Source organism: Curtobacterium sp. GD1 (genome assembly GCF_020882855.1).
Classification (GTDB): domain Bacteria; phylum Actinomycetota; class Actinomycetes; order Actinomycetales; family Microbacteriaceae; genus Curtobacterium.
The window spans coordinates 1-25,223 of sequence record NZ_JAFEVQ010000003.1 but is presented as its reverse complement, the minus strand read 5'-3'; the positions used below and the strand labels follow the sequence as shown (position 1 = coordinate 25,223).

The 25,223-nt window shown below is 70.8% G+C and carries 26 protein-coding genes, 1 tRNA gene and 1 pseudogene; 11 read left to right on the top strand and 17 right to left on the bottom strand.

The genetic code is table 11. The features are described 5' to 3' along the window. Nucleotides 1-8: 8 nt before the first annotated feature. From JSX79_RS02510 to JSX79_RS02495, 4 genes are read right to left on the bottom strand one after another with little or no spacing between them, the layout of a single operon-like run. The gene (locus JSX79_RS02510; RefSeq protein WP_092384058.1) at nucleotides 9-899 is read right to left on the bottom strand and encodes an ABC transporter permease; all 891 of its coding nucleotides are present in this window, start codon (nucleotides 897-899) and stop codon (nucleotides 9-11) included. Beyond that, entirely contained in the window at nucleotides 896-1,837 is a 942-nt protein-coding gene (locus JSX79_RS02505; RefSeq protein ID WP_229085064.1) for an ABC transporter permease, read from the bottom strand. Before JSX79_RS02505 ends, JSX79_RS02510 begins: the two co-directional genes overlap by 4 nt. Further along, nucleotides 1,837-3,264: a M14 family zinc carboxypeptidase gene (locus tag JSX79_RS02500; protein ID WP_229085063.1), complete on the bottom strand. Its 1,428-nt coding sequence runs from the start codon at nucleotides 3,262-3,264 to the stop codon at nucleotides 1,837-1,839. The genes JSX79_RS02505 and JSX79_RS02500 overlap by 1 nt, the downstream gene beginning before the upstream one ends. Before the next feature lie 16 nt (nucleotides 3,265-3,280). Further along, on the bottom strand, nucleotides 3,281-4,873 hold the full coding sequence (locus JSX79_RS02495; RefSeq protein ID WP_229085062.1) for an ABC transporter substrate-binding protein: 1,593 nt from the start codon (nucleotides 4,871-4,873) through the stop codon (nucleotides 3,281-3,283). Nucleotides 4,874-5,053: 180 nt separating this feature from the next. Here JSX79_RS02495 and JSX79_RS02490 point away from each other — a divergent pair, with 180 nt between their 5' ends. Next, nucleotides 5,054-5,713 (top strand): FMN-binding negative transcriptional regulator, encoded by a 660-nt coding sequence (locus JSX79_RS02490; RefSeq protein ID WP_229085061.1) that lies wholly within the window; start codon nucleotides 5,054-5,056, stop codon nucleotides 5,711-5,713. Next, the gene (locus JSX79_RS02485; protein ID WP_229085060.1) at nucleotides 5,710-7,185 is read left to right on the top strand and encodes an amidohydrolase; all 1,476 of its coding nucleotides are present in this window, start codon (nucleotides 5,710-5,712) and stop codon (nucleotides 7,183-7,185) included. The genes JSX79_RS02490 and JSX79_RS02485 overlap by 4 nt, the downstream gene beginning before the upstream one ends. A gap of 6 nt (nucleotides 7,186-7,191) precedes the next feature. Here JSX79_RS02485 and JSX79_RS02480 read toward each other — a convergent pair whose 3' ends face one another. Genes JSX79_RS02480 through JSX79_RS02470 form a run of 3 tightly spaced genes read right to left on the bottom strand, consistent with a single transcriptional unit; the run spans nucleotide 7,192 to nucleotide 9,278 of the window. Beyond that, nucleotides 7,192-8,118, bottom strand: a complete 927-nt coding sequence (locus tag JSX79_RS02480) for an Fpg/Nei family DNA glycosylase (RefSeq protein ID WP_070416593.1) — start codon at nucleotides 8,116-8,118, stop codon at nucleotides 7,192-7,194. Between the two features lie 19 nt (nucleotides 8,119-8,137). Then, on the bottom strand, nucleotides 8,138-8,626 hold the full coding sequence (locus JSX79_RS02475; RefSeq protein WP_070416594.1) for a ribose-5-phosphate isomerase: 489 nt from the start codon (nucleotides 8,624-8,626) through the stop codon (nucleotides 8,138-8,140). A gap of 22 nt (nucleotides 8,627-8,648) precedes the next feature. Continuing rightward, nucleotides 8,649-9,278, bottom strand: a complete 630-nt coding sequence (locus JSX79_RS02470; protein WP_229085059.1) for an XRE family transcriptional regulator — start codon at nucleotides 9,276-9,278, stop codon at nucleotides 8,649-8,651. On the opposite strand from JSX79_RS02470, the gene JSX79_RS02465 reads away from it, so the two are divergent. Then, a complete protein-coding gene (locus JSX79_RS02465) occupies nucleotides 9,277-9,804 on the top strand; it encodes a GNAT family N-acetyltransferase (protein WP_071301725.1) in 528 nt (175 codons plus the stop codon). The two genes, JSX79_RS02470 and JSX79_RS02465, sit on opposite strands and share 2 nt — an antisense overlap. A 146-nt stretch (nucleotides 9,805-9,950) precedes the next feature. Here the strand turns inward: JSX79_RS02465 and JSX79_RS02460 are convergent, their stop codons facing one another. Next, nucleotides 9,951-10,511 (bottom strand): disulfide bond formation protein DsbA, encoded by a 561-nt coding sequence (locus JSX79_RS02460; RefSeq protein ID WP_229085137.1) that lies wholly within the window; start codon nucleotides 10,509-10,511, stop codon nucleotides 9,951-9,953. Nucleotides 10,512-10,719: 208 nt separating this feature from the next. On the opposite strand from JSX79_RS02460, the gene pepN reads away from it, so the two are divergent. The 3 genes from pepN to JSX79_RS02445 all read left to right on the top strand — a co-directional run bounded on the left by pepN (nucleotide 10,720) and on the right by JSX79_RS02445 (nucleotide 14,890). Beyond that, complete coding sequence (gene pepN / locus JSX79_RS02455; RefSeq protein ID WP_229085058.1) at nucleotides 10,720-13,299, top strand: aminopeptidase N; 2,580 nt, start codon at nucleotides 10,720-10,722, stop codon at nucleotides 13,297-13,299. 77 nt (nucleotides 13,300-13,376) lie between these two features. After that, entirely contained in the window at nucleotides 13,377-14,453 is a 1,077-nt protein-coding gene (locus JSX79_RS02450) for a mechanosensitive ion channel family protein (RefSeq protein WP_229085057.1), read from the top strand. Continuing rightward, on the top strand, nucleotides 14,450-14,890 hold the full coding sequence (locus JSX79_RS02445) for a globin (RefSeq protein WP_229085056.1): 441 nt from the start codon (nucleotides 14,450-14,452) through the stop codon (nucleotides 14,888-14,890). The genes JSX79_RS02450 and JSX79_RS02445 overlap by 4 nt, the downstream gene beginning before the upstream one ends. Before the next feature lie 90 nt (nucleotides 14,891-14,980). Here JSX79_RS02445 and JSX79_RS02440 read toward each other — a convergent pair whose 3' ends face one another. Continuing rightward, on the bottom strand, nucleotides 14,981-15,823 hold the full coding sequence (locus tag JSX79_RS02440) for an NAD(P)H-binding protein (RefSeq protein WP_229085055.1): 843 nt from the start codon (nucleotides 15,821-15,823) through the stop codon (nucleotides 14,981-14,983). 38 nt (nucleotides 15,824-15,861) lie between these two features. After that, the gene (locus JSX79_RS02435; protein WP_071295907.1) at nucleotides 15,862-16,563 is read right to left on the bottom strand and encodes a hypothetical protein; all 702 of its coding nucleotides are present in this window, start codon (nucleotides 16,561-16,563) and stop codon (nucleotides 15,862-15,864) included. Between the two features lie 58 nt (nucleotides 16,564-16,621). Here JSX79_RS02435 and JSX79_RS02430 point away from each other — a divergent pair, with 58 nt between their 5' ends. Then, nucleotides 16,622-17,479, top strand: coding sequence for an acyl-CoA thioesterase II (locus JSX79_RS02430; protein WP_071295908.1), 858 nt, complete (start codon nucleotides 16,622-16,624; stop codon nucleotides 17,477-17,479). A gap of 26 nt (nucleotides 17,480-17,505) precedes the next feature. On the opposite strand, the gene JSX79_RS02425 is transcribed toward JSX79_RS02430, so the two are convergent. Both JSX79_RS02425 and ettA read right to left on the bottom strand, forming a co-directional pair. Next, nucleotides 17,506-17,961, bottom strand: coding sequence for a thioesterase family protein (locus JSX79_RS02425; RefSeq protein WP_070416602.1), 456 nt, complete (start codon nucleotides 17,959-17,961; stop codon nucleotides 17,506-17,508). 29 nt (nucleotides 17,962-17,990) lie between these two features. Next, nucleotides 17,991-19,676: an energy-dependent translational throttle protein EttA gene (gene ettA, locus JSX79_RS02420; protein ID WP_071295909.1), complete on the bottom strand. Its 1,686-nt coding sequence runs from the start codon at nucleotides 19,674-19,676 to the stop codon at nucleotides 17,991-17,993. Between the two features lie 157 nt (nucleotides 19,677-19,833). Between ettA and JSX79_RS02415 the strand changes: the two genes are divergently transcribed. Further along, nucleotides 19,834-20,556, top strand: a complete 723-nt coding sequence (locus JSX79_RS02415) for a hypothetical protein (protein ID WP_070416604.1) — start codon at nucleotides 19,834-19,836, stop codon at nucleotides 20,554-20,556. A gap of 28 nt (nucleotides 20,557-20,584) precedes the next feature. Here the strand turns inward: JSX79_RS02415 and JSX79_RS02410 are convergent, their stop codons facing one another. From JSX79_RS02410 to msrA, 3 genes are all read right to left on the bottom strand, one after another. Then, nucleotides 20,585-21,208: a single-stranded DNA-binding protein gene (locus JSX79_RS02410; RefSeq protein WP_229085054.1), complete on the bottom strand. Its 624-nt coding sequence runs from the start codon at nucleotides 21,206-21,208 to the stop codon at nucleotides 20,585-20,587. 131 nt (nucleotides 21,209-21,339) lie between these two features. After that, a complete protein-coding gene (locus tag JSX79_RS02405) occupies nucleotides 21,340-21,543 on the bottom strand; it encodes a hypothetical protein (RefSeq protein WP_070416606.1) in 204 nt (67 codons plus the stop codon). Between the two features lie 38 nt (nucleotides 21,544-21,581). Further along, nucleotides 21,582-22,109: a peptide-methionine (S)-S-oxide reductase MsrA gene (gene msrA, locus JSX79_RS02400; RefSeq protein WP_070416607.1), complete on the bottom strand. Its 528-nt coding sequence runs from the start codon at nucleotides 22,107-22,109 to the stop codon at nucleotides 21,582-21,584. Between the two features lie 164 nt (nucleotides 22,110-22,273). Between msrA and JSX79_RS02395 the strand changes: the two genes are divergently transcribed. Together JSX79_RS02395 and JSX79_RS02390 are read left to right on the top strand one after the other, a co-directional pair. Next, the gene (locus JSX79_RS02395; RefSeq protein ID WP_070416608.1) at nucleotides 22,274-22,540 is read left to right on the top strand and encodes a hypothetical protein; all 267 of its coding nucleotides are present in this window, start codon (nucleotides 22,274-22,276) and stop codon (nucleotides 22,538-22,540) included. A 112-nt stretch (nucleotides 22,541-22,652) separates the two neighbouring features. After that, the gene (locus JSX79_RS02390) at nucleotides 22,653-23,993 is read left to right on the top strand and encodes a hypothetical protein (RefSeq protein ID WP_229085053.1); all 1,341 of its coding nucleotides are present in this window, start codon (nucleotides 22,653-22,655) and stop codon (nucleotides 23,991-23,993) included. 58 nt (nucleotides 23,994-24,051) lie between these two features. Here the strand turns inward: JSX79_RS02390 and JSX79_RS02385 are convergent. Then, nucleotides 24,052-24,124, bottom strand: a tRNA-Arg gene (locus JSX79_RS02385). Between the two features lie 14 nt (nucleotides 24,125-24,138). Beyond that, nucleotides 24,139-24,699, bottom strand: coding sequence for an AAA family ATPase (locus tag JSX79_RS02380; RefSeq protein WP_229085052.1), 561 nt, complete (start codon nucleotides 24,697-24,699; stop codon nucleotides 24,139-24,141). A gap of 399 nt (nucleotides 24,700-25,098) precedes the next feature. Between JSX79_RS02380 and JSX79_RS02375 the strand changes: the two are divergent. Then, nucleotides 25,099-25,223 (top strand): annotated as a pseudogene (locus tag JSX79_RS02375) (Asd/ArgC dimerization domain-containing protein); the annotation flags it as partial.

The window sequence follows — 25,223 nt, the reverse complement described above, 5'->3', positions numbered from 1 at the left end:
CTGACGGATCAGCGCCGTCGTGGGTCGAGCGCGGCGCGGAGCGTGTCCCCGAGCGCGATGACGCAGAGCACCGTCACGGCGAGGAACACCGCGGGCGCGATGAGCATGTGCGGCGCTCGGAGGAACTGGCTCGTCGCGGCGGAGAGCTGCAGCCCCCACGAGATCGCCGGACTCTCGAGCCCGATGCCGAGGTACGTCAAGGACGACTCCGACACGATGACGCCGCCGACGGTGATCGTCGCGAGCACGAGCAGGGGCGAGATCGAGGACGGCAGGACGTACCGCGTCGTGATCCGCCACGTGGAGAGCCCCATCGTCCGCGCGGCGAGCACGAACTCGGCGTTCCGGACGCTCCGCACGCTCGACCGCACGAGCCGGGCCATCGTCGGCCAGCCGAACAGCGCGAGCACGAGCGAGACCGTCAGCACCGAGCGCTCCCCAACGCTGTTCAGGACGACGACGGCGCCGAGCAGGAACGGGAAGCCGAGGAACACGTCGGTGAGCCGCGCGAGCACCGCGTCGACCCAGCCGCCGACCATGCCCGCGACGGTGCCGACAACGACGGCGACGACCCCGGCGAGGACCGTGGTGAGCACGGCGACGGCGATCGACGACCGCGTCCCGTAGACCACGTTGGCGTACACGTCGCAGCCCTGCAGGTCGAAGCCGAACGGGTGACCGCCGGTCGGCGACGCGCCGCTCCGACCGAGGTCGCACACCCGCGGGTCGCCGTGGCCGAAGAAGCCGGCGAAGAACCCCGGGAAGACGGCGACGAGCACGACGACGGCGAGGACCCCGGCCGGCAGCCAGAACCCCGGACGACGGACGGCCGCACGCAGGGGACGCCGCTTCGTGACGACGGACGACGGGACGGTCGCGCCGATCGCGGAGGTGGTCATGCGGAGGCTCCTGTCCGGACGTGCGGGTCGAGGGCGGCGTGCAGCAGGTCGACGAGCACGCTCGTGACGAGGAACACCAGGATGAGTGCCGTCGAGATGCCGACGACGACGGCCCCTTCGTGCGACCGGATGCCCTGGAACAGCAGGTTCCCGACACCGGGGAGGTTGAAGATGCCCTCGATGATCACGGTCCCGCCCATCAGGTAGCCCAGGTCCGTGGCGAGGTAGGTCGCCGTCGGGATGAGCGAGTTGCGCATCACGTGCACGCCGACGATCCGTCCCGGAGCGAGTCCCTTCGCCCGGGCGGTCCGCACGAAGTCCGCGTCGAGCGTCTCGATCATCGACGTCCGTGTCAGCCGGGACACCGCCGCGAGACCGAACAGTGCGATCACGAACGCCGGCAGCACGTAGGCCGTCGGCCACCCCGCCGTGGCGCCCGCGACCGGGAACCAGTGGAGCCGGACCGAGAACACGAGCTGCAGCGCGACGCCGAGCACGAAGACGGGGACGGCACCGACCACGATCGTCCCGACCAGGACCGTCTTGTCGAGGACGGTTCCTCGGCGGAGGGCCGAGACCACGCCGAGCCCGATGCCGAGCAGGATCTCGATCGCCCAGGCCGTCAGCGCGAGCGTGATGGTGACCGGCCAGCGCGAGGCCATCTGCTGGCCGACGGACTGGCCGCTGAAGTCCGTGCCGAAGTCGCCTCGGAACAGCCCCGCGAGGTACTGCACGTACTGCAACCACAGCGGCTGGTCGAGGTGGTACTCGGCGCGCAGCGCCCGGACGACGGCGTCGCTGAGCGGCCGGTCGCCGCCGAGCGCCTTGATGGGGTCTCCCGGCAGCGCGAACGTCATCGCGTAGATGAGGAAGGTCACCCCGAGGAAGACGACGACCAGGCCACCGACCCGGCGACCGACGGCGAGCGCCGGGCGCATCACGCGCCTCCTGGCACGGACGTCGCGAGGGACGGACGGGAGGCGCGGGTCGGCCCCGCGCCGTGCCTGCCGTCGTCGCCTTCGGCGACGTGACTCGCGCAGGCGAGGATCGCGCCGAACTGCACCCCCACCAGCTTGCTGATCGGGATCGGCTCAGCGCCGGTCGCCTCGTCGGCCTGCCAGGTCGCGTACCGCTCCGCGAGGCGGTCGCGGAGCCGCCGCAGCGGCGCGGGCGCGGTCCCCGCGGTCGTCTCGGCCTCGAGTGCCCGGAGCAGCATCCCGCCGTACCGCAGGCGGAAGCAGCGCACCAGGTCCTCGCAGCCGAACCGCTCGGCGACGGTGGCCGTCCGGTCCGCGGGCTCACGGTCGGCGCGGGCCCGGTCGGTGTCGGTCATCCCGGCGATCATCGGGATGAACGCGCGGGACCCCTCGAGGAACGGTGACTCGATCGTGAGCATCGGCGAGGCGTCGTCGAGGATCTCCTGCAGTTCCGCGCCCGACGCACCGAGGTCGTCGGCGCAGCGGCGGAGCAGATCCGCGTAGGACTCCGACGTCGGGGTCTGGTCGTCGGCGTCCGGGTGGCTCCAGAACGGCAGCTCGGCGACCATGCACAGCGCACCGTGGCGCATCGCCCACGCGGCGCTGGACGCCCCGTGGATGTGCTCGCCGGGGTCGACGCCGAGGCCCTCGAGGTAGTCGTACGCCGTCTCGATGCCGTCCATCGCGAACACCGCCGGGGCGAGCTCCCGCAGGTACGGCGACTCCGGCTCACCCGTGTCCAGCGGGAGCCCCAGCGAGGCCGGCACCGCGTGCAGGGTGTCGATCACGTCCGGCAGGTCCTCGGACAGGTAGTAGTAGACCCCGCCCATCTCGCCGTTGTGCAGCGACACGAGCAGGTCCGGCCGGGTGTCGTCGATGAGCCGCATGAACGCCAGGGTCTCCGGCAGCACCTGGTCGAAGTACACCGACCGGTAGCTGTTCGGGAACGTCCACTCCACCTGGCTGTCCGGTGCCGGACGGTAGAAGTGCCGCGCGTACCAGGCCCGGTCGAACGGGTCGCGGAACCACGCCTCGTTCAACCGCATGCCGTCCGGGTCGATCGTCGGGACGATGTGCCACGTCGTGTCCAGTGCCCGGGCCGTCGCCTCGTCGCCGACCATCGTCTCGGCGAGGTGCAGCGCCGTCCACGAGCCGATCGGTTCGTTCGGGTGCACGCCGCCGACGACGACGGCGGCGTGCGACCCGGAACCGATGCGGTAGGAGTGGAGTGGCTCGCCGAGCCGACTGGTGCCGATCCGGGTGACGGTGACCTGCTCCGGATGGGCCGCGGCGAGCGCGTCGAACCGGGCGTGCAGGTCGTCGACGAGCGGGAAGCCCTCGTGCTCGGGGACCTCGGCGACGAGGCGGAGGATGGTGCGCTGGTCCATGCGGTGGTGCCGGTCCCTACTTGACGGTGATCGCGGGGACGACCGGGCTGCCGTCGACCGCGGGCAGCGAGGCGATCTTGTCGCTCACCACGTACGAGTACTTGTCGAAGAACGTCGGGACGATCGGGAAGTCCTCGAGCACGGCCTTCTGCGTCTGGGCGTAGTAGTCGTTCGCCTCGTCCTGCGAGCCGGCGGAGTCCGCCTTCGCGAGGAGCTGGTCGACCTCGTCCGACTGGTAGTACCCGGTGCAGGGGGCGCAGCCACCCGCGGAGGTGAACAGTGCGCGGAGGGTGTTCTGCTGGCTGGCGTAGAGCGCGCCCCAGTGCCCGAAGTGCGGCCCTTCGATCTTCTTGTCGGTGAGCTCGGAGTAGTACGAGGCCCAGTCGGTGGTGGCCTTCGCGACGGTGTCGACGCCGAGGTTCTGCCGGATCTGGTTCGCGTACGCCTGGTAGAGCGAGTCGAGGCCGTTGCCGCCGGGGTAGACGAGGGTGATGGTGCCGTCGAATCCGCCGGCCTTCGCGAGCAGCGCCTTGGCCTTCGTCGGCGAGAACTCGCACGCCTCGCCGCAGATGCCCTCCTCGGTCCCGGACATGTTCGGCGGGGTCAGCGCCGTGGCGGGTTCGTACAGCCCACCGTAGATCGCCTTGTTGACCTGCTTGCGGTTGATCGACATCGAGATCGCCCGGCGCACGTCGGGGTCCGAGTAGCGCTCGTCCCAGAGCGGGAAGCCGAGGTAGTCGATGCCGGGGGCGTCGAAGGAGTGCAGGCGGTCGCCGAAGTCCGCGCCGGCGCTCGTCATCTTGTCGGCCGGCAGGAAGAGGACGTCGGCGTTGCCCGCGAGGACGTCGGTGTACGCGGTGTTCATGTCGGAGTAGCTCTTGAACGTGACGTCCTTCGTCTTCGCCTTCGTGCCCTCGTAGCCCTTCCACGCGGTGACGGTGAACGGCTGGTTCGCCTTCCACGCCTCGGTCATCTCGTAGGGGCCGTTGCCGATCGGCTTCGCGTCGTAGGCCTTGAGGTCCTCGTACGCGGCCTCGGGCATCGGGTAGAACGCGGTCTGCGCCTGGCTGAGCTGGAGCGGGAACTGGCTGTCCGCGTGGTCGAGCGTCACGGTGAAGGTGTCCTTCCCGGTCACCTTGAGTCCCGACATCTCCTTCGTCTTCGGCGTTCCGGACGCCGGGTTGAGGTCCTCGTAGCCGACGATCGCGGCGAGCTCCCCGCTGTTCTCCCACGCGTTCGGGCCGTAGGCGGTGTGGTTCCACGCCTTGACGTAGCTCTCCGGCGTGACCTCCTCGCCGTTCTGGAACGTCCACCCGTCGCGGAGGGTGATCGTCCACGTGGTGTTGTCGGTCGACTCCACGCTCTTCGCGGCGACGTCGTGGAGCTTCCCCTTCGAGTCGGTCTCGGTGAGCGGCGCGAACAGGCTGAGCACCTGGGTGAAGGCCACGGTCTGGCGACCCGGTGTGAGGTGGTCGGGCTCGCCGGTGGCGTAGACGAGGCTCCCGCCGGAGCCGGCCTGGTCGTCCGCGTTCCCGGTGGCCGAACAGCCCGTGGCCACCAGCGCCAGCGTGGCTGCTGCAGCCAGCGCGGCGATCGTCCTGCGTCGCATGTGTGCTCCTCGAGTCCCGCTCCCGGGTCCGGCCCGGTCGTCGTTGACCGAGAAGCTAGGCCCGGCGGAAACCCGAACACAAGACTTCTTTCAGTGATCTCTGAAAGCTTTACCGTTCTGAAACACACCGGAAACGGCGGCCCTCGCGCCGTGGTCACCGCGTGTGCCACGCTGGCGGGCATGCGACACACACCGCACTTCCTGATGACCGACGTCGACGAGGTGCGACGCCTCATCGGGGGCAACCCGTGGGCGACGATCGTCTCGCACACCGAGGCCGGGCTGGTCGCGTCGCACTACCCGTTCCTGCTCGAGACGCCCGCAGCGGGCGACGCTGCCGACCCCGACGAGCTCGTCCTCGTGTCGCACGTCGGCCGCCCGGACGAGGTGGCCCACGAACTCGGTCGACACGAGGTGCTCGTCGTGTTCCAGGGCCCGCACGGCTACGTCTCGCCCGCCTGGTACCCGCCGGAGCAGTTCGTGCCGACCTGGAACCACGTGACGGCGCACTGCTGGGGCACGCCGGAGATCCTGTCCGACGAGGAGAACTTCCGCGTCCTCGGCGAACTCGTCGACCACTTCGAGCGGGTGATGCCGGAGCCGGTCTCCCTCGAGGTCGACGAGGAGACGGCACGCCGGATGGCGAAGGGCACCGTCGGGATCCGCATCCGGGTCACCCGGTTCGACGCCCGCGCGAAGCTCTCCCAGAACAAGGCACCGGAGGTGGTGGACCGGATCGTCGCGGGGCTGCGCGGCGACGGTCCGTACGCCTCGCCGGCACTCGCCGACGAGATGGAGCGCGCCTACGCGGCACGCGCGGCAGCCCAGGAGGCGCGGTGAACGAGGTCCTGCTCCGCACCGTCCGACGGGTGGGCACGTCCGGCGCCCCGTCCGACGTCCGGATCGTCGACGGGCTGGTCACCGCGATCGCGCCGGCCGGCACGCTCGACCCCACGGACGCCGACACCGACGTCGTCGAGACGGCCGGCGCCTGGCTCGGCCCCGGACTCGTCGACCACCACGTGCACTTCGACCAGTGGGCCCTCGTCCGCCGTCGCGTCGACGTGTCGGCCTGCGACTCGGCGGAGGCGACCGCCGACCTGCTGGCGGAGGTGGCACGCACCGGTGTGGCGGACCGCGTCCTGATCGGCCACGGCTACCGCGACGGGATGTGGCCCCGCCCTGCACGACGTGCGCTGCTCGACCGGATCGAGCCGCGCCTCCCGATCGTCGTCATCAGCGGTGACCTGCACGCCGTCTGGTGCAACGCCGCCGCGCTGGAGCACTTCTCCGGCGTCGTCGGCCGCCCGCTCGTCGCCGGTGACGACGGGGTGCTCCGCGAGCAGGACGCGTTCGACGTGACCGGCGCGCTCTCCCGCGTGCCGGACGAGGTGCTCGACGGCTTCGTCGCCGACGCCGTCGAGGCGGCCGCCGCCCGCGGCGTGACCCGGGTGACCGACCTCGAGATGACCTTCGGACTCGACCGCTGGACCCGTCGTGTGCAGGCCGGCACGGACGGCCTCCGCGTCGACTCGGGGGTCTACCCGGCCGACCTCGACGCCGCGATCCGACGGGGACTCCGCACCGGCGACGTCGTCGAGGGCACCCGCGGGCTCGTCCGGACGGGACCGTTCAAGGTGATCACCGACGGCTCGCTCGGCACCCGGACGGCGGCGACGGCCTCCGGCGACGGCGTGCTCGTGTGGTCGTTCGAGGACCTCGTGGCGATGGTCCGTCGGGCGGTCGACGCCGGACTCGTCCCCGCGGTGCACGCGATCGGCGACCGGGCGAACACCCTCGCGCTCGACGTCTTCGAGGCCGTCGGCGCACGCGGCACGATCGAGCACGCGCAGTTGCTGGCGGACACCGACCTGGAGCGGTTCGCACGGCTCGGGGTGGCCGCGTCGGTGCAGCCCGAGCACGCGATGGACGACCGCGACATCGCCGACCGCTACTGGGCCGGGATGACCGAGCGGGCGTTCCCGTTCGCGTCCCTCGACCGTGCCGGTGCCCGGCTGCTGCTCGGCTCGGACGCACCGGTCGCGCCGCTCGACCCGTGGGTGTCGATGGCCGCGGCCGTCGGACGCGACCGGGACGGCCGCGAACCGTGGCACCCGGCCGAGCGCCTCGGCGTGCTGACGGCCTGGCGCGGGTCGACCGAGGGCGGTCGGGTCGGGGTGGCCGTCGGCGACGTCGCGGACCTCGTGCTGCTCGAGGCGGACCCGCTCGCGGCGACCGGGTCCGGGCAGCTCCGGCGAGCACGGGTGCTGGCGACCGCGATCGCCGGACGGTTCACGTACCGCGACGTCTGACCCGCGCTACTTCTGGTCCTTCGGGCACCAGTAGAGCTTGCGGCCGGCCATGTCGGCCATCCGGATCTCGGTGCCGCACACCCGGCAGGGTTCGCCCTGACGGTGGTACACCCAGTGCCGGTCCTTCCGGGACCGGACGGCCTTCGCGTGCTCGCTCTTCGACAGGCCGTCCATGGTCAGCATGAGGCCGTCGCGGACACCCTCGTGCAGGAGCTTCGACCAGTCGTGCCAGAGCGCCTTCGCCTGCTTGACGGTGAGCTGCTTGCCCGGCTTGTAGGGGTCGATGCGCTGCCGGAACAGCAGCTCGGCGCGGTAGATGTTGCCGATGCCGCTCACGACGGCCTGGTCCATGAGCAGCTGCCCGATCGCGACGTTCCGCTTCCGGACGTTGTCGACGAAGGTCTTCTCGGCCTCGGGGCCGTCGTCGTTGATCGGGTCCGGGCCGAGCTTGTCGAGCGCCTTCTGCACGCCGGCCGGGTCCTCGACGACGCACGCCGTCGGGCCGCGCAGGTCGGCGACGGTGTCCTCGGTGAGCAGCCGCACGCGCACCTGTCCGACGGGGTCCGGCGGGAACGCCTCGATCGGGTCCTCGACCTTCTCCTGCTCGGCCATCCGGTAGCGGGCGAGACGGGGAGCGCCGATCGACGTCAGGGACTCCTCGCCGTCGTCGTCCGACAGCGCCCCGGCGGTGGAGAGGTCCCCCGCGAAGTCCCACGCCCCGTAGAGGCCGAGGTGGACGCGCAGGAACCGATCGCCCTCGAACTCGAGGAACATCTGCTTGCCGACGGCCCGGGCGGCGACCATGCGCGTGCCGTCGAGCTGGGCGGCGCCGGCGGCGAACCGTCCCTGCGGACTCGACACCTCGCAGCGTTTGCCGACGAAGTGCCGGGTGAACTGGTTGGCGATGCGGTGGACGGAGTGACCCTCGGGCATTGCTCTTGTCTACTCGGCCTTACTGGTCGATCTGCTTGCCGGCGATCAGGCCGGTGGTCTCGTACTCGGCGAGCTGCGCGATGCGGCGGGCGTGACGCTCCTCGCCCGAGAACGGCTCGGCGATGAACAGGTCGACGAACCGGATCGCTTCGTCCTCGGTGTGCTGGCGGGCGCCGATCGAGATGACGTTGGCGTCGTTGTGCTGGCGGGCGAGGAGCGCGGTGGACTCGTTCCACACGAGCGCGGCGCGGACGCCCTCGACCTTGTTCGCGGCGATCTGCTCGCCGTTGCCGGACCCCCCGAACACGACACCGAGCGCCTGGACGCCCGCACGCTGGTCCTGCACCACGGCGTGCGCGGCGTTGATGCAGAACGAGGGGTAGTCGTCGAGCGCGTCGTACTCGGTCGGACCGTGGTCCACCACCTCGTGCCCGGCCTCCGTCAGGTGGGTGGCGAGGGTCTTGTTGAACTCGAGGCCGGCGTGGTCCGTTCCGAGGTGGATGCGCATGGGTTCGATCCTATTCCTGCGACTACTGCCCCCGGACCACGACCACGACGTACCGCGTGGGCTCCTCGCCCGGGTTCCGGTAGACGACGTCGGCGGGGTCCCCGAGCTCGATGCGGTCCCCCGTGGCGAGCCGCGTCGGCTCGCCGCCGACGACGAGTTCGAGCACGCCGTCGACCACCCAGATGCAGTGGCGCAGGAACGCGTACGCGGACGCCGGGTAGGCCACTTCGCGGCCGGACGGGAGGCGCACCTCGGTGACGTCCGCGGGGAAGGCCGCACTCGAGACCGGTCGACGCCGGTACCCGGTCTCGGGATCGGTCCAGGAGTCGGCGGTCGCGCCGCGCTGGACGCCCCGCGCGTCGTCGGGATCGGTCGCCCGGGGCACCTCGTGGTCGAGGGACTCGTCGAGGAGCTGTGAGACCGTGAGTCCGAACGCTCCCGACAGCCGCCCGAGGATGGTCGCCGTCGGGCTCGACACCCCGCGTTCGACGCGGTTGATCATGGCGCGGGAGACCCCGGACTCCTCGGCGAGCTCGGTGAGGCTCCACTTCCGTTCCGTTCGGAGGCGCTGCAGACGCTCGCCGAGCCGTCGCTGGTCGGCGTCGTCCGCCGTTTCCGGTTCCGACTCCGGTGCGTCTACGATGTGAGACATGACGACAGCATATGCGACGAACGGGTCGGGTCCGGTCACCGTCCGGGAGTGCGAGCCGCGCGACCTCGACGTCGTCCACGCGCTGCACGTCGACGCCGTCCTGCACTCCACCGCCATCTGGCAGGAGGAGCCGCACCCGCGCTCGTACTTCGACGGCTGGCTCGCCGAGCGTCGCGCCGACGGCTGGCCGGTCCTCGTCGCCGAGGTCGGCGGGCAGGTCGCCGGCTACGCGACGTACTCGCAGTGGCGGCCGCACCAGGGGTACCGGCTGACGGTGGAGCACAGCGTGTACGTCGTCGAGGCGTTCCGCGGGCGGGGCATCGCGACCGTCCTCATGGACGCCCTCGTCGCACGGGCACGGGCGGAGGGGCGGCACGTCCTGATGGCGGGGATCTGCAGCGAGAACGCCGGGTCGATCGCACTGCACACCAAGCTCGGGTTCGACACGGTGGCCGTCGTGCCCGAGGTCGGACGCAAGTTCGACCGCTGGCTCGACCTGACGCTCATGCGGCTCCCGCTCGCCTGAGCCGGGCCGGCGGGGCGGACGCGCGCCGCGCCTCCTGGGCCCCGCGCACAACGAAAGTGCATCCGAACCGGACGTTCCCGCGGTTCGGGTGCACTCCGGTTGTGCGGCGACCATCCGCGCCGCGTGACGGCGCCGCCGGGCCGACGTCAGTCGGTGGTGTCGAAGATCGGTCCGACGGTCCGCGAGCGCTTGAGCTCGAAGAAGCCCGGGTACTTGGCGACCGCGACGACGCCGTCCCAGAGGTCGAGCGCCTCCTGGCCCTTCGGCGCGGGCGAGATGACCGGGCCGAAGAAGGCGGTGCCCTCGACGGCGATGACCGGCGTGCCGACATCCTGGCCGACCCGGTCGATGCCGTCCTGGTGGCTGACGCGGACGGCCTGATCGACCTCGTCCGTCCAGGCGTACTCGAGCAGGTCGGCGTCGAGGCCGAGCTCCGCGAGCACCGCCGGCACGACCTGCTCCGGGTCCTGCTCCTGGCGGTGGTGGATGTGCTCGCCGAGCGCGTCGTAGAGCGGCTTGACGATCTCCTGGCCGAGGCGGAGCCGTGCAGCGGTCACGATGCGCGGGTAGACCTGCCCGGCCACGAGCCGCTCGCGGTAGGTGTCCGGGACGTCCTGGTCCTCGTTGAGGACGAACAGGCTCATCACGTTCCAGGTGACGTCGAGGTCGCGGTGCCGAGCGACCTCGCCGACCCAGCGGCTCGTCATCCAGGCCCAGGGGCAGTTCGGGTCGAACCAGAACTCCACAGCGGTGCGGTCGGCGGTCGTCTTGTCCACAGTCGTGTCGGTCACGGATGCGAGCGTACGCGTGCTCGCTAGGCTGGAGGCGACCGTCCCGCCGGTGCACGACGCCGTGCCGGGACCCCCCTCACGCGGACAAGGACCGTCCGTGTGCAACCGCGAAGATGGAGCGTCCGTGCCCGGAGAGAACCTCACCCGAATCGAAGCCCAGGAACGTGCCGCGATCGTCGACGTGCAGACGTACGACGTCGAGCTCGACCTGACCCGCGGCGCCGAGACGTTCGGCAGCACCACGCGGGTGCGCTTCACCGCCACCGCCGGTGCGTCCACGTTCATCGACGCCATCACGAAGTCGGTGCACTCGATCACGCTGAACGGCACGGCGCTCGACGTCGCCGCCGTGAACGACGGGGTCCGCATCCAGCTCGACGGCCTGCAGGAGCAGAACGAGCTCGTGGTCGTCAGCGACGCGCTCTACACGAACACGGGCGAGGGCCTGCACCGCTTCGTCGACCCGGTCGACGACGAGGTGTACCTGTACTCCCAGTTCGAGGTGCCCGACTCGCGTCGCATGTTCGCCGTGTTCGAGCAGCCCGACCTCAAGGCCGAGTTCACCTTCACCGTGACGGCGCCGTCCCGGTGGCAGGTCGTCTCGAACTCCCCCACGCCCGAGCCGCACGCCGACGGCGACATCGCCACGTGGGCCTTCCCCCCGACGGCGAAGATCTCCAGCTACATCACCGCGCTCGTCGCCGGCCCGTACGAGGTCGTTCGCGACGAACTGACGAGCCGCGACGGCCGGACCATCCCGCTCGGCGTCTTCGCGCGGAAGTCGCTGGCCGAGTACCTCGACCCCGAGTACGTCTTCGAGACCACGAAGAAGGGCTTCGCCTACTACGAGGAGAAGTTCGACGTCCCGTACCCCTTCGAGAAGTACGACCAGCTGTTCGTGCCGGAGTTCAACGCCGGCGCGATGGAGAACGCCGGGGCCGTCACCTTCACCGAGACCTACGTCTTCCGGTCGAAGGTGACCGACGCCATCAAGGAACGCCGGGTCGTCACGATCCTGCACGAGCTCGCCCACATGTGGTTCGGCGACCTCGTCACCATGAAGTGGTGGAACGACCTGTGGCTCAACGAGTCCTTCGCCGAGTGGGCGTCGACGATCGCCACGGCCGAGGCCACCGAGTGGACCGAGGCGTGGACCACGTTCCAGGCGATGGAGAAGTCCTGGGCCTACCGCCAGGACCAGCTCCCCTCGACGCACCCGATCGTCGCGACGATCAACGACCTCGAGGACGTCCAGGTCAACTTCGACGGCATCACGTACGCCAAGGGCGGCTCCGTCCTGAAGCAGCTCGTGGCGTGGGTCGGCATCGATGCGTTCTTCGCGGGCGTCTCGGCGTACTTCAAGAAGCACCACCACTCGAACACCGAGCTGCGCGACCTGCTCGTCGAGCTCGAGGCCACCAGCGGCCGTGACCTCTCCGAGTGGTCGAAGGCCTGGCTCGAGACCGCCGGGGTGAACACGCTCCGCCCCGAGATCGAGGTCGACGAGTCCGGCGCGATCACGTCGTTCGCCGTGCTGCAGGAAGCGCCGGCCGACTACCCGACGCTCCGTCCGCACCGTCTGGCGATCGGCGTCTACGCCGTCACGCAGGACTCGGACGCACCGTTCGGCGCCGACACCGCGTCCTCCGGCGGCAAGCTCGAGCGCGTGCACCGCGTCGAGATCGACGTCGACGGTGCCCGCACCGAGGTCCCGGAGCTCGTCGGCGTGCAGCGCGGCGACCTCGTGCTCCTCAACGACGACGACCTCGCCTACGCCAAGATCCGTCTCGACGAGCACTCGCGCCGGACCGCCATCGAGCACCTCGCCTCGATCGCGAACCCGCTCGCCCGCTCGATCGTGTGGGGCGCGATGTGGGACGCCACGCGTGACGCCGAGTCGCCCGCCAGCGACTACGTCCGCCTGGTGCTCGGCAACATCGCCACCGAGACCGAGTCGACCACGATCCGCACGACGCTCTCGCAGCTGCTCCTGACCGCGCGCAACTACGTCGCGCCGGCGAAGGTCGACCAGACCGTGCGCACCGTCGGCGACACGCTCTGGAACCTCGCGTCGAGCGCCGAGGCCGGTTCCGACGCGCAGTTCCAGTTCGTGAAGTTCTTCGCGCAGATCGCCTCCACGCCCGAGCACGTGGCCACCCTGAGCGGCCTGCGCGACGGCTCGGTGACGCTGAACGGGCTCGAGATCGACACCGACCTGCGCTGGGAGCTGCTCGAGGGCCTCGTGCTCGCGGGTGCCGCCTCCGGAGCCGAGGTCGACGCCGAGCTCGCTGCGGACAAGACCGCGTCGGGTGAGCAGGCCGCCGCACGTGCCCGTGCGACGATCCCGACGGCCGAGGGCAAGCTCGCCGCGTTCTCGTCGCTCGTGGACTCGTCCGAGCTGCCCAACGCGATCGTGCGCCAGACCACGGTCGGGTACCAGCACGTGAACAGCCCGGTCGTGCTCGAGGGGCTCGTCCCGAAGTACTTCGACGTGCTCACGCGCATCTGGGCCGAGCGCAGCTACCACATGGCCGACACCATCGTCTCGGGGCTCTACCCGGCGCCGCTCGCGTCGGCCGAGCTGCGGGACGCCGCGGCCGCGTGGCTCGAGGCGCACCCGGAGACCCCGGCGCTGCGTCGCATCGTGTCCGAGAGCCTGGCGGGGACCGAGCGTGCCCTGCGGGTCCAGGCGGCGGACGCCTGAGTCTCGGATGAGGATCGGCGGGGTCCTGGCGTTCCCCAGGGGACGCCAGGGCCCCGCCCTCTAGCATCGACCGGATCATGACCTTGGTTGCAGTTCCCTCCCCGACCCCGTCAGGCCCGGCAGAGGCCGTCTCGCAGACGTTCGGCGAGTTCGTCGACACCTGGCACGTCCCGATCACGATCGTCATCACGATCCTCGCCGCGCTGGTCCTGCGGATCATCCTGCGGCACTCGATCAAGGGCGTCGTCGACCGCGTCGTGAACGGCGTGAAGAAGCGCCAGGGCGCGACCGACACGCAGGCACTCATCGCGTCGCCGATCCAGACCGCCCGCGTCGTCCAGCGCACCCGCACGCTCGGCAGCGTGCTCGAGAACCTCGCGACGGTGATCGTCGTCGTGCTCGCACTCGTCGTCATCATCCCGCTCGTCATCCCGAACGCGGCCGTCGGGATCGTCGGTGGCGCCTCGCTCGTCGCCGCCGGGCTCGCGGTCGGCGCACAGAGCATCGTGCGCGACCTGCTCTCCGGCGTGTTCATGATCCTCGAGGACCAGGCCGGCGTCGGCGACGTCGTCGACACCGGCCAGGCCACCGGCGTCGTCGAGAACGTCGGGCTGCGGGTCATGCAGATCCGCGACGTGAACGGCATCCTCTGGTTCGTGCCGAACGGGCAGATCCTGCGCGTCGGCAACCTCTCACAGGGCTGGTCGCGCGTCCTCGTCGACATCACGGTCCCGTACGACACCGACATCGACGCCGTGCAGGACGCCCTCCTCAAGGCCGCGGTCACGATGTCGCAAGAGCCCCGGTGGCGCCAACGCATCGTCGAGAAGCCGGAGATCTGGGGCCTGCAGTCGATCACGGACGCCGGCATGGTGTTCCGGCTCGTCGTGAAGACGCGGGCGTCCGAGCTCGACGTCGTCGGCCGCGAGCTCCGCGTCCGACTGAAGCACGCCGTCGACGAACTCGGCGTGACCCTGCCCGCGATGGCGATGATCATGCCCGCCGGGTGGGAGAACGCGACCTCGATCAACGGTCTGCGCACCGTGCGGACCCAGCCCACGCCGGCGCCGACCAAGCCCCGACGCGGCCGCAAGAACGTCCTCGGTCCGCCGATCCGGACCGACGACCCCGACGCCGGGAAGGACCCGCGATGACCGACCCCACCCCGCCCGCACAGCCGATCACGCTGCGGGTCGGCGAGCACGGCGCCTCGGCCACCGGCTCCCTCTACGAGCGCATCGGCGGCGCACCCACCTTCGACCGGCTCGTCCGGCGCTTCTACGAGGGCGTGCAGCAGGACGACGTCATCTGGCCGATGTACCCGGCGGACGACCTCGAGGGGGCGATCTGGCGTCTCTCGGCCTTCCTGCAGCAGTACTGGGGCGGCCCGGGGACCTACAGCGAAGAACGCGGGCACCCCCGTCTGCGGATGCGGCACATGCCGTTCCGGATCACGTCCGAGGCCCGTGAGCGTTGGCTCCACCACATGCGCGAGGCGGTCGAGTCCCTCCAGCTCGCGCCCCTCGACGAGGCAGAGCTCTGGGCCTACCTCGACCGGGCGGCACACGCCATGACGAACACGTTCGACTGACGGACGTGCGCGGCTGACGGACGGGCGCGGCTGACGGACTGGAGGCGCGGTGCCAGCTGGCGCCGCGCCTCCAGTCCGTCACCGGTCGCGTCAGCGGACGTAGGAGCCGTCGGCGAGGTCCTCGACGAGCGGGGGCCGGGTCGGGTTCCACCCGAACGCGCTGCGCGCGTGGGCACCAGAGGCCTCCTGGTGGAGCAGCAGCGCGTCGGCGTACTCGGTGCCCAGACGCTCGCGGCTGGCGTCGACGCTCTCCGCCACGAGCGGCGAACCGTGCGCTCCCGCCTCCGCGATCTCGCGGACCGTCGGGTTGTCCCCGGTGGCCGCGACGACGTAACCGTCCTGCTCACCGCGGTGCAGGGCGAGGACGTAGAGCTCGCCGAGGTCGTCGGTGTGCACCGTCGTCCAGCGCTGCGAACCGTCACCGACGAGTCGGACCTCGTGCTCGCCGTCCCCGACGAACATCGCGGGGATGCCGGCGCCGCGGCCGTACACGATGCCGGGGGCGATGATCGTCGTCCGGACGCTGCTCGCCCGCACCGTCGCCTCGTTCGGCACGCGCCAGGCGGTCAGTGCCGGCGGCGACAGCGGCGACTGCTCGGAGATGTCGGTCGAGTCGCCGAAGGTGAAGATCCCGCCGGTGTGCACGAACGGCTTCGGGGTGCCCTCGAGCGCCGTGAGCACGGTCGCGATGAAGTCCGCGTCGATGCCCTGGGCCGAGGCCGTGTGCACGACGGCGTCCGCCTCGTGTGCGAGCCGGCGGACGACGTCGGTGTCGGTGACGTCACCGACGAGGGCGCGGCCGCCCGCGTCGCGGACCGCCTGTGCCTTCTCGTCCGTGCGGACGAGGGCGGTGACCTCGTGCTCGTGGGCGACGAGTGCGCGGAGGACCGAGGAACCGATGTACCCGGACGCGCCGGTGAGGAAGACGTGCATGGAGCCAGCCAACCACGACCGGTCCGGGAACCGGCTGCCTACGAGTTGAGGGTCCAGGCGCGGCGCTTGACGAGCACGTGCCCGCGCGAGGTGGTCAGGCGGCTCCACGGGCCGGTCTCGAAGAGCCGCACCGGGTCGTGGCCGAGGAAGCCGAGGCTCTCCCCCGCGAAGCCGGCGCCGGCGGGGACGTGCTCGATGCCCGCGACCGGACGGCCCCAGACCTCTGATCGGACCTTGCGGACGATGGCCTCGCCGGCGTTCGTCGGGACGGCGTCGGCGACCTCGGCGATGCCGTCGCGCGCGGCACGGCGGAGGAGCTCCGGCGAGACGTCGGGCAGCGGGACCCAGCCACCGCGGGGCGGGGAGATCGCTGCCCAGGTGACGGTGTGGACCTCGAGCGGGAGTTCCACCTCGATCGGGGTCGCCCGGGTGGGGTCGGCGCCGTCGGCGTGCTCGGCGTCGTGCGCGTCGGCGAGCAGCCGCAGGCGTTCCTGCAGCGAGGCCAGCGGGACGACCGCGTCGACGGTCGCCGGCTGCGCGAGCGAGAACGTCCGCAGCCCGAGGACCGTCGGCAGTTCGTCGAGCAGCCCGAGCGGGTAGAGGATCGCGGTGTAGACCGCGAGGACGCCGGAGTCCGCGATGAGTCGGACGGAGCCGTCCTCGATGCGGGCGGCCCGTCCGAGGTAGGTGCGCAGGTCCCCGAGGGAGGCTGCGTCGGGAAGCGTGAACGAGGTGCCCATGTCACCCAGCAGCCTACCGGGCACGGCTCGGCGCCGGGGCGTTCGTAGACTGCTCGGTGTGAACGGCGAACCGGACTTCCTGCGGACCCTCAGACTCGAGGACACCGGCGCGAGCACCGGCGAGACCATCCTCACCGGCGCGAGCCACTGGTCCCCCGGCGGCCGGGTGTTCGGCGGGCAGGTGCTCGCGCAGTGCATCGTCGCCGCGCAGGCCACCATCGAGGACCGCGACATCCACTCGATGCACGGCTACTTCCTCCGCCCCGGCGACATCGACGTCCCGATCACCTTCGGTGTCGAACGCATCCACGACGGGCGATCGTTCGCCGCGCGGCGGGTGCAGGCCTACCAGCGCGGTGTGCCGATCTTCTCGATGATCGCCTCGTTCCAGCGCCCGGACGTCGGCGTCGAGCACCAGGACCCGTTCCCCGTCGACGTGCCCGAACCGGAGTCCCTGCCCTCGGCCGCGTCGATCCTGTCGGCCATCGACCACCCGGTCGCTCGGGCGTGGGCCGAACGCTCCATCGACCTGCGGCACGTCGAGGGCCCGGTCTTCGTCGACGTCCAGGGCGAGCACATCGCCCACCAGGCGGTGTGGTTCCGGGTCGACGGCGACCTCCCCGCCGACCCGGCGCTGCACCGTGCCGTCCTCGCGTACGCGAGCGACCTGTCCATCCTCGAGCCGATCATGCGGCGTCACGGGGTGGCCTGGGGCACCCCCGGTGTGAAGAGCGCGAGCCTCGACCACGCGATGTGGTGGCACCGTGACGGCCGGGCCGACGAGTGGGTGCTCTACACGCAGGAGTCCCCGAGCGCGCAGGGCGGTCGGGGACTCGCGTTCGGGCGGATGTTCTCGCCGGACGGACGGCTGCTGGCATCGGTCGCGCAGGAGGGGATGATGCGCGTCCCGCGCTGACCCGGCCGACGGTGCTGCGGTCCGCTCTACGGGCGGGAGAACTCCACCGGGGCTTCGACGTAGGCGGCGCACGCGTCCCGCTCGGCCTCGGTCAGCCGACGCGGACGGTTGCTGACGGCGTCGACCATCACGAGCGCGGTCGTCGCCCGGGTGTACAGCACCGCGGGCTCGTGCCCGACCGGCGACCAGACCTCGTACGAGACGTCGATGCTCGCGCCGCCGAGCCGCCCGATCCACATCTGGATGTCGAGCGGCTGCCGCAGGTACGGGATCGACGCGAGGTACTCGAGGCGCTGCGCCGCGATCACGGTCATGGTACCGGAACCCGGCCGCCCGTCGATGATCGGCTCCGGGACCGACCCGTCCGGAGCGCGCTCTTCCGGGTCGGGTCCCCAGAACCCCACGATGCGCGCCTCTTCCAGGAGGCGCAGCATCGCGGAGTTGTTGACGTGACCGTAGGCGTCGATGTCGCTCCACCGCATGCGGACCGGAGCGTGCAACCGCGCCACGGTCAGTCGCGGGTGAGCTTGCGGTAGGTCGCCCGACCCGGCTTCGCCGCGTCGGCGCCGAGCCGCTCGATCTTGTTCTCCTCGTACGCCTCGAAGTTGCCCTCGAACCAGTACCAGTTCGGCGTGCCGTCCTCGTTCAGGCCTTCCCACGCGAGGATGTGCGTCGCGATGCGGTCGAGGAACCACCGGTCGTGCGTGATGACCACGGCACAACCCGGGTACTCGAGCAGCGCGTTCTCGAGGCTGCCGAGGGTCTCGACGTCGAGGTCGTTCGTCGGCTCGTCGAGGAGCAGCAGGTTGCCGCCCTGCTTGAGCGTCAGCGCCAGGTTCAGACGGTTGCGCTCACCACCGGAGAGCACCCCGGCCTTCTTCTGCTGGTCCGGACCCTTGAACCCGAACTGCGACACGTACGCACGCGACGGGATCTCGGTCTTGCCGACCTGGATGTAGTCGAGTCCGTCGGACACGACCTCCCACAGGTTCTTGTTCGGGTCGATGCCACCACGGCTCTGGTCGACGTACGAGATGTCGACCGTGTCGCCGATCTTCAGCGTGCCGCCGTCGAGCGGCTCGAGGCCGACGATCGTCTTGAACAGCGTGGTCTTGCCGACGCCGTTCGGGCCGATCACGCCGACGATGCCGTTGCGGGGCAGCGTGAAGGACAGGTCGTCGATGATGATGCGCTCGCCGAACTGCTTGTGCAGCTTCTCGGCGTCGATGACCTGCGAGCCCAGGCGCGGGCCGACGGGGATCACGATCTCCTCGAAGTCGAGCTTGCGCGTGCGCTCGGCCTCGGTGACCATCTCCTCGTAGCGGGCGAGACGGGCCTTGGACTTCGCCTGGCGGCCCTTCGTGTTGCTGCGGACCCAGTCGAGCTCCGAGGAGAGGCGCTTCGCGAGCTTGGCGTCCTTCTTGCCCTGGACCTCGAGCCGGGCACGCTTCTTCTCGAGGTAGGTCGAGTAGTTGCCCTCGTACGGGTAGAGACGACCGCGGTCGACCTCGGCGATCCACTGCGCGACGTGGTCGAGGAAGTACCGGTCGTGGGTCACGGCCAGGACGGCACCGTGGTACTGCTGCAGGTGCTGCTCGAGCCAGAGGACGGACTCGGCGTCGAGGTGGTTGGTGGGCTCGTCGAGGAGGAGCAGGTCCGGCTTCTGGAGCAACAGCTTGCAGAGCGCCACGCGACGCTTCTCACCACCGGACAGGTGCGTGACGAGCTCGTCCCCCGGGGGGCACTGGAGCGCGGCCATGGCCTGCTCGAGCTGCGAGTCGAGATCCCACGCGTCCGCCGCGTCGATGTCCTCCTGCAGGGTGCCCATCTCGGCGAGGAGCGCGTCGAAGTCGGCGTCCGGCTCGGCCATCTGCGCGGAGATCTCGTTGAAGCGCGTGATCTTCGCGTGGATCTCGCCGACGCCTTCCTGCACGTTCTCGAGCACCGTCTTCGACTCGTCGAGCTCGGGCTCCTGCATGAGGATGCCGACGGTGAAGCCCGGGGTGAGCTTCGCCTCGCCGTTGGACGGCTGGTCGAGACCCGCCATGATCTTCAGGATCGTCGACTTGCCCGCGCCGTTCGGCCCGACGACGCCGATCTTGGCGCCGGGGAGGAACGACATCGTGACGTCGTCGAGGATCAGCTTGTCGCCGACCGCCTTGCGGGCGCGGACCATCTGGTAGATGTACTCAGCCATATCGCGCCAAGTGTACTGACAGTGCGGGGCGTCCGTCTGCCCGGTCGCCGGTTCGCCGGATCACGCACGGGGGCTGTTGCGCTCGCCGACTTCGACGTACCGTTTCCCCGCTCCGCACCGGGAGCACGGTCGATCGACCACCGGAGAGGATCAGGACATGTTCACCAAGCGTCTGCGCCGTCTCGCGCTCCCCCTCGCGGGAGCCACCGCGCTCACCGTCGCGCTGCTCGCCCCCGCGACGGCTGCCTCGGCAGCGTCGCCCGTCCCGCGCGGCAACCCCTACGTCCAGTACACCGCGCACCTCATCGAGAGCGGCTCGGGCACCGGGTACTCGTCGTACATCAACGTCCACGACGCCCACAACAACGCGTTCGCCGTGGGGATCCAGTCCGACACCGCCTCGTCCGTGAGCAAGGGGCAGCCCCGGTTCATCTGGGAGCGGGTGCAGAACGGCAAGTTCACGTACGGCTACATGGGCGGCGCCTCGCACAGCAAGACGTCGGTGGGGCTGCGCTGGTACAAGAACGACGTCGCGTCGGTCATCCTCAACAACCGCACGGTCGGCACGATCGCCCTGAACCTCGACGGGCGGCTCTTCTTCAACGCCGAGGCGAACGCCCGGCTCAACGGTGACGTCGTGCACTCGCAGGTGAACGACATCTCGATCAAGGTCGGCGACTCGTCCGGTCGGACGGGGCTCGCCGGCACGTGGAACACGAGCTTCTCGTTCCACGGGCTCAAGGCGAAGCAGACGAACAGCCCGAAGGTCCAGGGTGCGAGCTTCTCGATCGACGGACGGGTCTCGGGGCTCCCCCGCGGCGGCAACTGGGACACCACCGAGGTCGCGGGCATCGCGATGATCGCCCAGAACTGGCGGTAGGCGCCCGGGAGCGGGGACGGGGACCGGCTCAGGCCGCGGCACGCTCGTCCCCGTCCACCACCGGGTCGACGCCCACGACGACGTCGAACTCGTGACCGATCGCCGCCGCGGCGTGGCGAGCGGCCTCGGCGCCGTCGGGCAGTTCCTCGCGGACGTCCGGCTCCGTCGGGTCGGGGTCGACACCCGGCACGGGGGTGCGGTCCGTGCCCACCGCGCCGACCTCGCCGGTGACCGGGTCGACGTTCGGCAGGACGCCCGAGGTGCTCCCCGGAGGCGCGGTCGCCTCACCCGTGTGCCGCGGGACGCGCACCCAGTTGCTGATGCCCCAGGCGAGGTCGTGCCCGAGTGCCTCTGCGTCGATCTCCACGGAGGTGCCGCCGCGACCGTCCCGCTCCCACGTCCGGATGCGGATGCGCCCGGTGACGACGATGCGGTCGCCCTTCTTCAGGGAACGGTGCACGTTGGCCGCGAGCGATCGGAAGGCCGTGACGGTGTACCAGTTCGTGGCGCCGTTGGTCCAGGTCGAGGTCGCTCGGTCCCAGCGTCGGGACGGTGAGGCGAGGCGCATGCTCGTGATGGCGATGCCGGTGTCGGTCACGAGGTGACGTGGCTCGGTGGCGATGATCCCGCAGACGGTGATGGTGTCGTTCATGCGTCGATCGTCATCGAGCCCCGGGTCGCGGAAGCGACCCGGGGCTCGATCTGTGACTGGATGACTCGATCAGGTGCGTTGTGGAGGACGAGTCCCCCGCGCCTCCTGGTCGAGACGTGGGCACCGCGCGTTCAGTGCGCGCGGAACTCGGGTCGGTCCGCCAACGGGCCGAGCGCTGCGTGCACAGCACCCTTCGCCGACTCGAGCGACGGGTACGTCCCACCGCCCGCGCTCCGACCGTAGAGCTCGACGCGGAACCCGCCGTCTGCTCGGTGGATGCTGCCGACCGCTCCCGCTGGTCCGACCGCGACCCAGGTCCCGGTGTTGTTCGTCATCGTTCGACCACCTCCTCGTGGCCCCGACGTCCGGAGTCTCAGGACGCCAGGATGTACTGACTGTAGGCCTTGCGGACCTTGTTCACCTTGGGCAGTGCCACCGCGAGGCAGTAGCCCTGACCGGGGTTCTTCGCGAAGAAGTCCTGGTGGTACTCCTCCGCACGGTAGAAGGTACCGAGCGGTTCGATCGTCGTCACGATGCCGCCGTCCCAGATGTCCGAGGCGCGCGCGATCGCCCGCTCGAACAGGGCCTTCTGGTCGTCGTCGGCCGGGAACATCGCCGAGCGGTACTGCGTGCCGACGTCGGCTCCCTGGCGGTTCAGCTGCCGCGGGTCGTGCAGCGTGAAGAACACGTCGAGGATGACGTCGGCCGGGATGACCGTCTCGTCGAAGGTGACCGCCACCGCCTCGGCGTGACCGGTCGTCCCCGTGCACACCGACTCGTACGAGGGGTTCTCGACCTCGCCGCCGACGTAGCCGGACACCACGTCCTGCACGCCCTGGAGCGTGCGGTACACGGCGTCGAGACACCAGAAACATCCACCTGCGAGCACGAAGGTCGTCATGGCCGCAACCTACCGCTCCCCGCTCGGAGCGAGCCGCGACCGGGGCACGCCTCCTCCACAACGCGCACGTCCCCGGCAACGCTCCCCGGATCGTCCGAGCGCACTCGGCGTGTCGGTGGTGGGCCGTACCGTCGAAGACACACCGACGAGCAGGAGGCACCACGATGCAGACGACGAACGAACCGGTCTTCCGGATCCGTACCGCGCCCGTGGCCCGCTCCCGCGGCGACCTCCGGATCCTCGACGTCCGCGACGACCTCAGCCGCGTGACCCGGGCGAACGGCGAGATCGTCGGGTACGTGGACCGCGTCGACGTCGCCGGGGGCACCGCCTACCGCGCCCGTCGGTACGTGTCGACCGAGCGACGCTTCGTCGAGCTCCCGAACGTCTGGTCGGCCGACGACGCCGTGGACTGCCTGCGCTGGGGCTGATCCGGCCTCACCGGACGACATGATGTTCCACATTGGAATCATGTCCGGTCGGATGCGCGGAACACCGCCCGACCTCCCCGATGCCTGACCGTTTCGTGAGTAGGGTGCGCGCATGGACTGGTGGAACGACCTGACCGACTGGATCTCGTCCGACAACGGCTGGCGCGTGATCTCCGGCGCGCTCATCCCGTTCGTCGCGATCGTCGTGGCGGGCGTCATCGCGGCGCTCATCGGCCGCGGGGCGACGAAGCGGGTCGTGGCGATGCAGGAACGCGAAGCGCGGAACGCCGCCGTCGCGGGCATCGTCTCGGCTGCACGCAAGGCCGCGACCTGGGGTTCCCTCGGGCACGACGAGCGCGCGTACGCCGACCACCTCGCCGAGGACGCCGACATCCGACTCCGTCTGCTCCCCGTTGCCGGTGCGCCCCTCGCGGCGAACTGGACGCAGCACGAGATCGCGGACATCAAGAAGAACTCCTCGACCTTCAGCTTCCAGGCGGAGCAGTCGCTCGCCGAGTTCCGTGACCGCATCCTCGAGTGGCAGGCACGACCGAACCGGGCGCGCAAGCTCTTCAAGAGCGACCTCGAGCGCTGGAAGTTCGATTCGCCCGACCCCGACGCCGAGCTGATCACGCGACAGCAGGACTGGAACGCCGACCAGGCCGCCCCCGCGCGACCGACGGACGCTGGTACGACCACCGCCGTCCCCGCCGAGCGCCCGACGCCGACGACGACCTCCCTCCGGCCCGCTCCGGCGAGCACGCCCGCCCCGTCGAGCACGGCCGCCGCAGCCCCCGGCACCGGCGCCGCCGCGGCAGGCACCACTGCTGCCCCGTCCGCGGGCGCAGGCTTCTCGGTCACCCGCGGCGGCTCCGCACCGGTCGACCCGAACGCGACGACGCCGATCTCGGACACCTCCAGCACGAACCGGACGACCCCGATCTCCGACACGAACGCCACGCGCGCGTACGGCGAGGGCGCGACCCGCGCGTACGGCGACGCCGCCGCCGCCCCGACCCGGGCGCCCCTGGGTTCGCCGGCATCGCCCGCCGGCCGCCGCGGCTCGGCGACCGAGTCGGCCGCGTCCGGCACGGACACCGACAACGCCGACGCCGTCGACGACGTCCGGCCGAGCAGCCCTCGCGGCACCGACCGTCCGACCACGGACCCCCGGAGCAGCGGGCCCCGCGGGACGGACACGACCGGTCCCGACGCGAGCGCAGCACCGCCGGTCGCCAAGCCGACGTCGGCGGACGCGCACGTCAACCGCACCACGGAGTCCGACGCCCGCGGTGTCGACACCTCGACCACCGCACACACCCGGTCGATCCCGACCCGCATCGCGGACGGTCCCGCCGAACCGGCCGACGCGAACGAGACCTCGGAAGCGCCCTACACGCAGCCGATCAGCGCGAGCGAACTCCGTCGACGCGCTGCCGACGACGACGAGTAGGCAGTCGCCGAACGACACGAAGGCCGCCGTCCCGATGGACGGCGGCCTTCGTCGTGTGTGCCCCCGGCAGGAATCGAACCCGCGGCACGGTGGGTAGAAACCACCTGCTCTATCCACTGAGCTACGGAGGCGGACGGCCCCGATTCTATCCGCGACCCTCGCCGAGGTGCTGCACGAACCGGTCGACCTCCCGCTGCGACCGGAGGTGGACGATGCGCAGGTGCGGCGCGGTCTCGACGAGCTCGGGCACCCGACGACGCGTCACGTTCCGGGTGCTGATGCCCCAGCGGAGGATGTGGCCGCGATCGGTGAAGAACGTCCACAACGACGGTTCGACGTTGCCGTTCCACATCTCGATGCGCCCGAACCGACGGTGGAGCGTCCGACGCAGCAGCCGCCAGAGCGCCTGGGCAGTCGGCAGGTCGATCCACACGAGGGTGTCCGCCCGCTCCGCGAGCATCGCCCGGACGGAGGTGTACTGCCATTCCGTCACCCACGCGGGTTCGCTCGTGTACCGCTCGACGTCGGCGACGAAGGTGTCCCGCGGGACCCAGCCGGGCCCGTGGTAGAGCGAGTCGATCTCGGTGTGCGGGATCCCGAGGACCTGGCCGATCCGCCCTGCGGTGGTGGTCTTCCCGACGCCCGTGGTGCCGGCGACGAGGACGCGACGGGGCAGCGGGTCCAGGGGGTCGTCGGCTCCGAGCACTCGTCGACCCTAGCCCGCCGTGAGGTCGTAGACCGTGACGCCTCCGATCGTCGACGAGGTGAAGGTCGACTCGACCCACTCGGAGATCTCCGACGCCGCGTCGCTGCCGCCGTTCGACTGCCCGACGCTACCGGCGATGAAGTAGTGGATCTTCCCGGCAGCGACGTCTGCCTGGAACTCCGCGAGGGTGGGTGACGGGTCCGAGCCGTTGAAGCCGCCGATGGGCATCACCGAGGCGCCGGTCGCGAGCTGGTAGGTCGCGGCACTGTTCGAACCGATGGTGGCGGCGACCCAGGTGTAGTCGTCGGCGTCCTCCAGGAGCGCCTTCCGCAGCGTCGAGGAGACGTCGGTGGACCCGCCGAGCAGGCTCCCGGCACCACCGAATCCGCCGCCACCCGCACGACGATGGCGATCATGCCGGTCCTCAAGGTGCTCGACACCGAGGCCGGCCTCCGTCGTCTCGTCGCCACCACCTACCAGGCGGTCTCGGGTTCCGGGCTCGCCGGCGTCGAGGAACTGCTCGG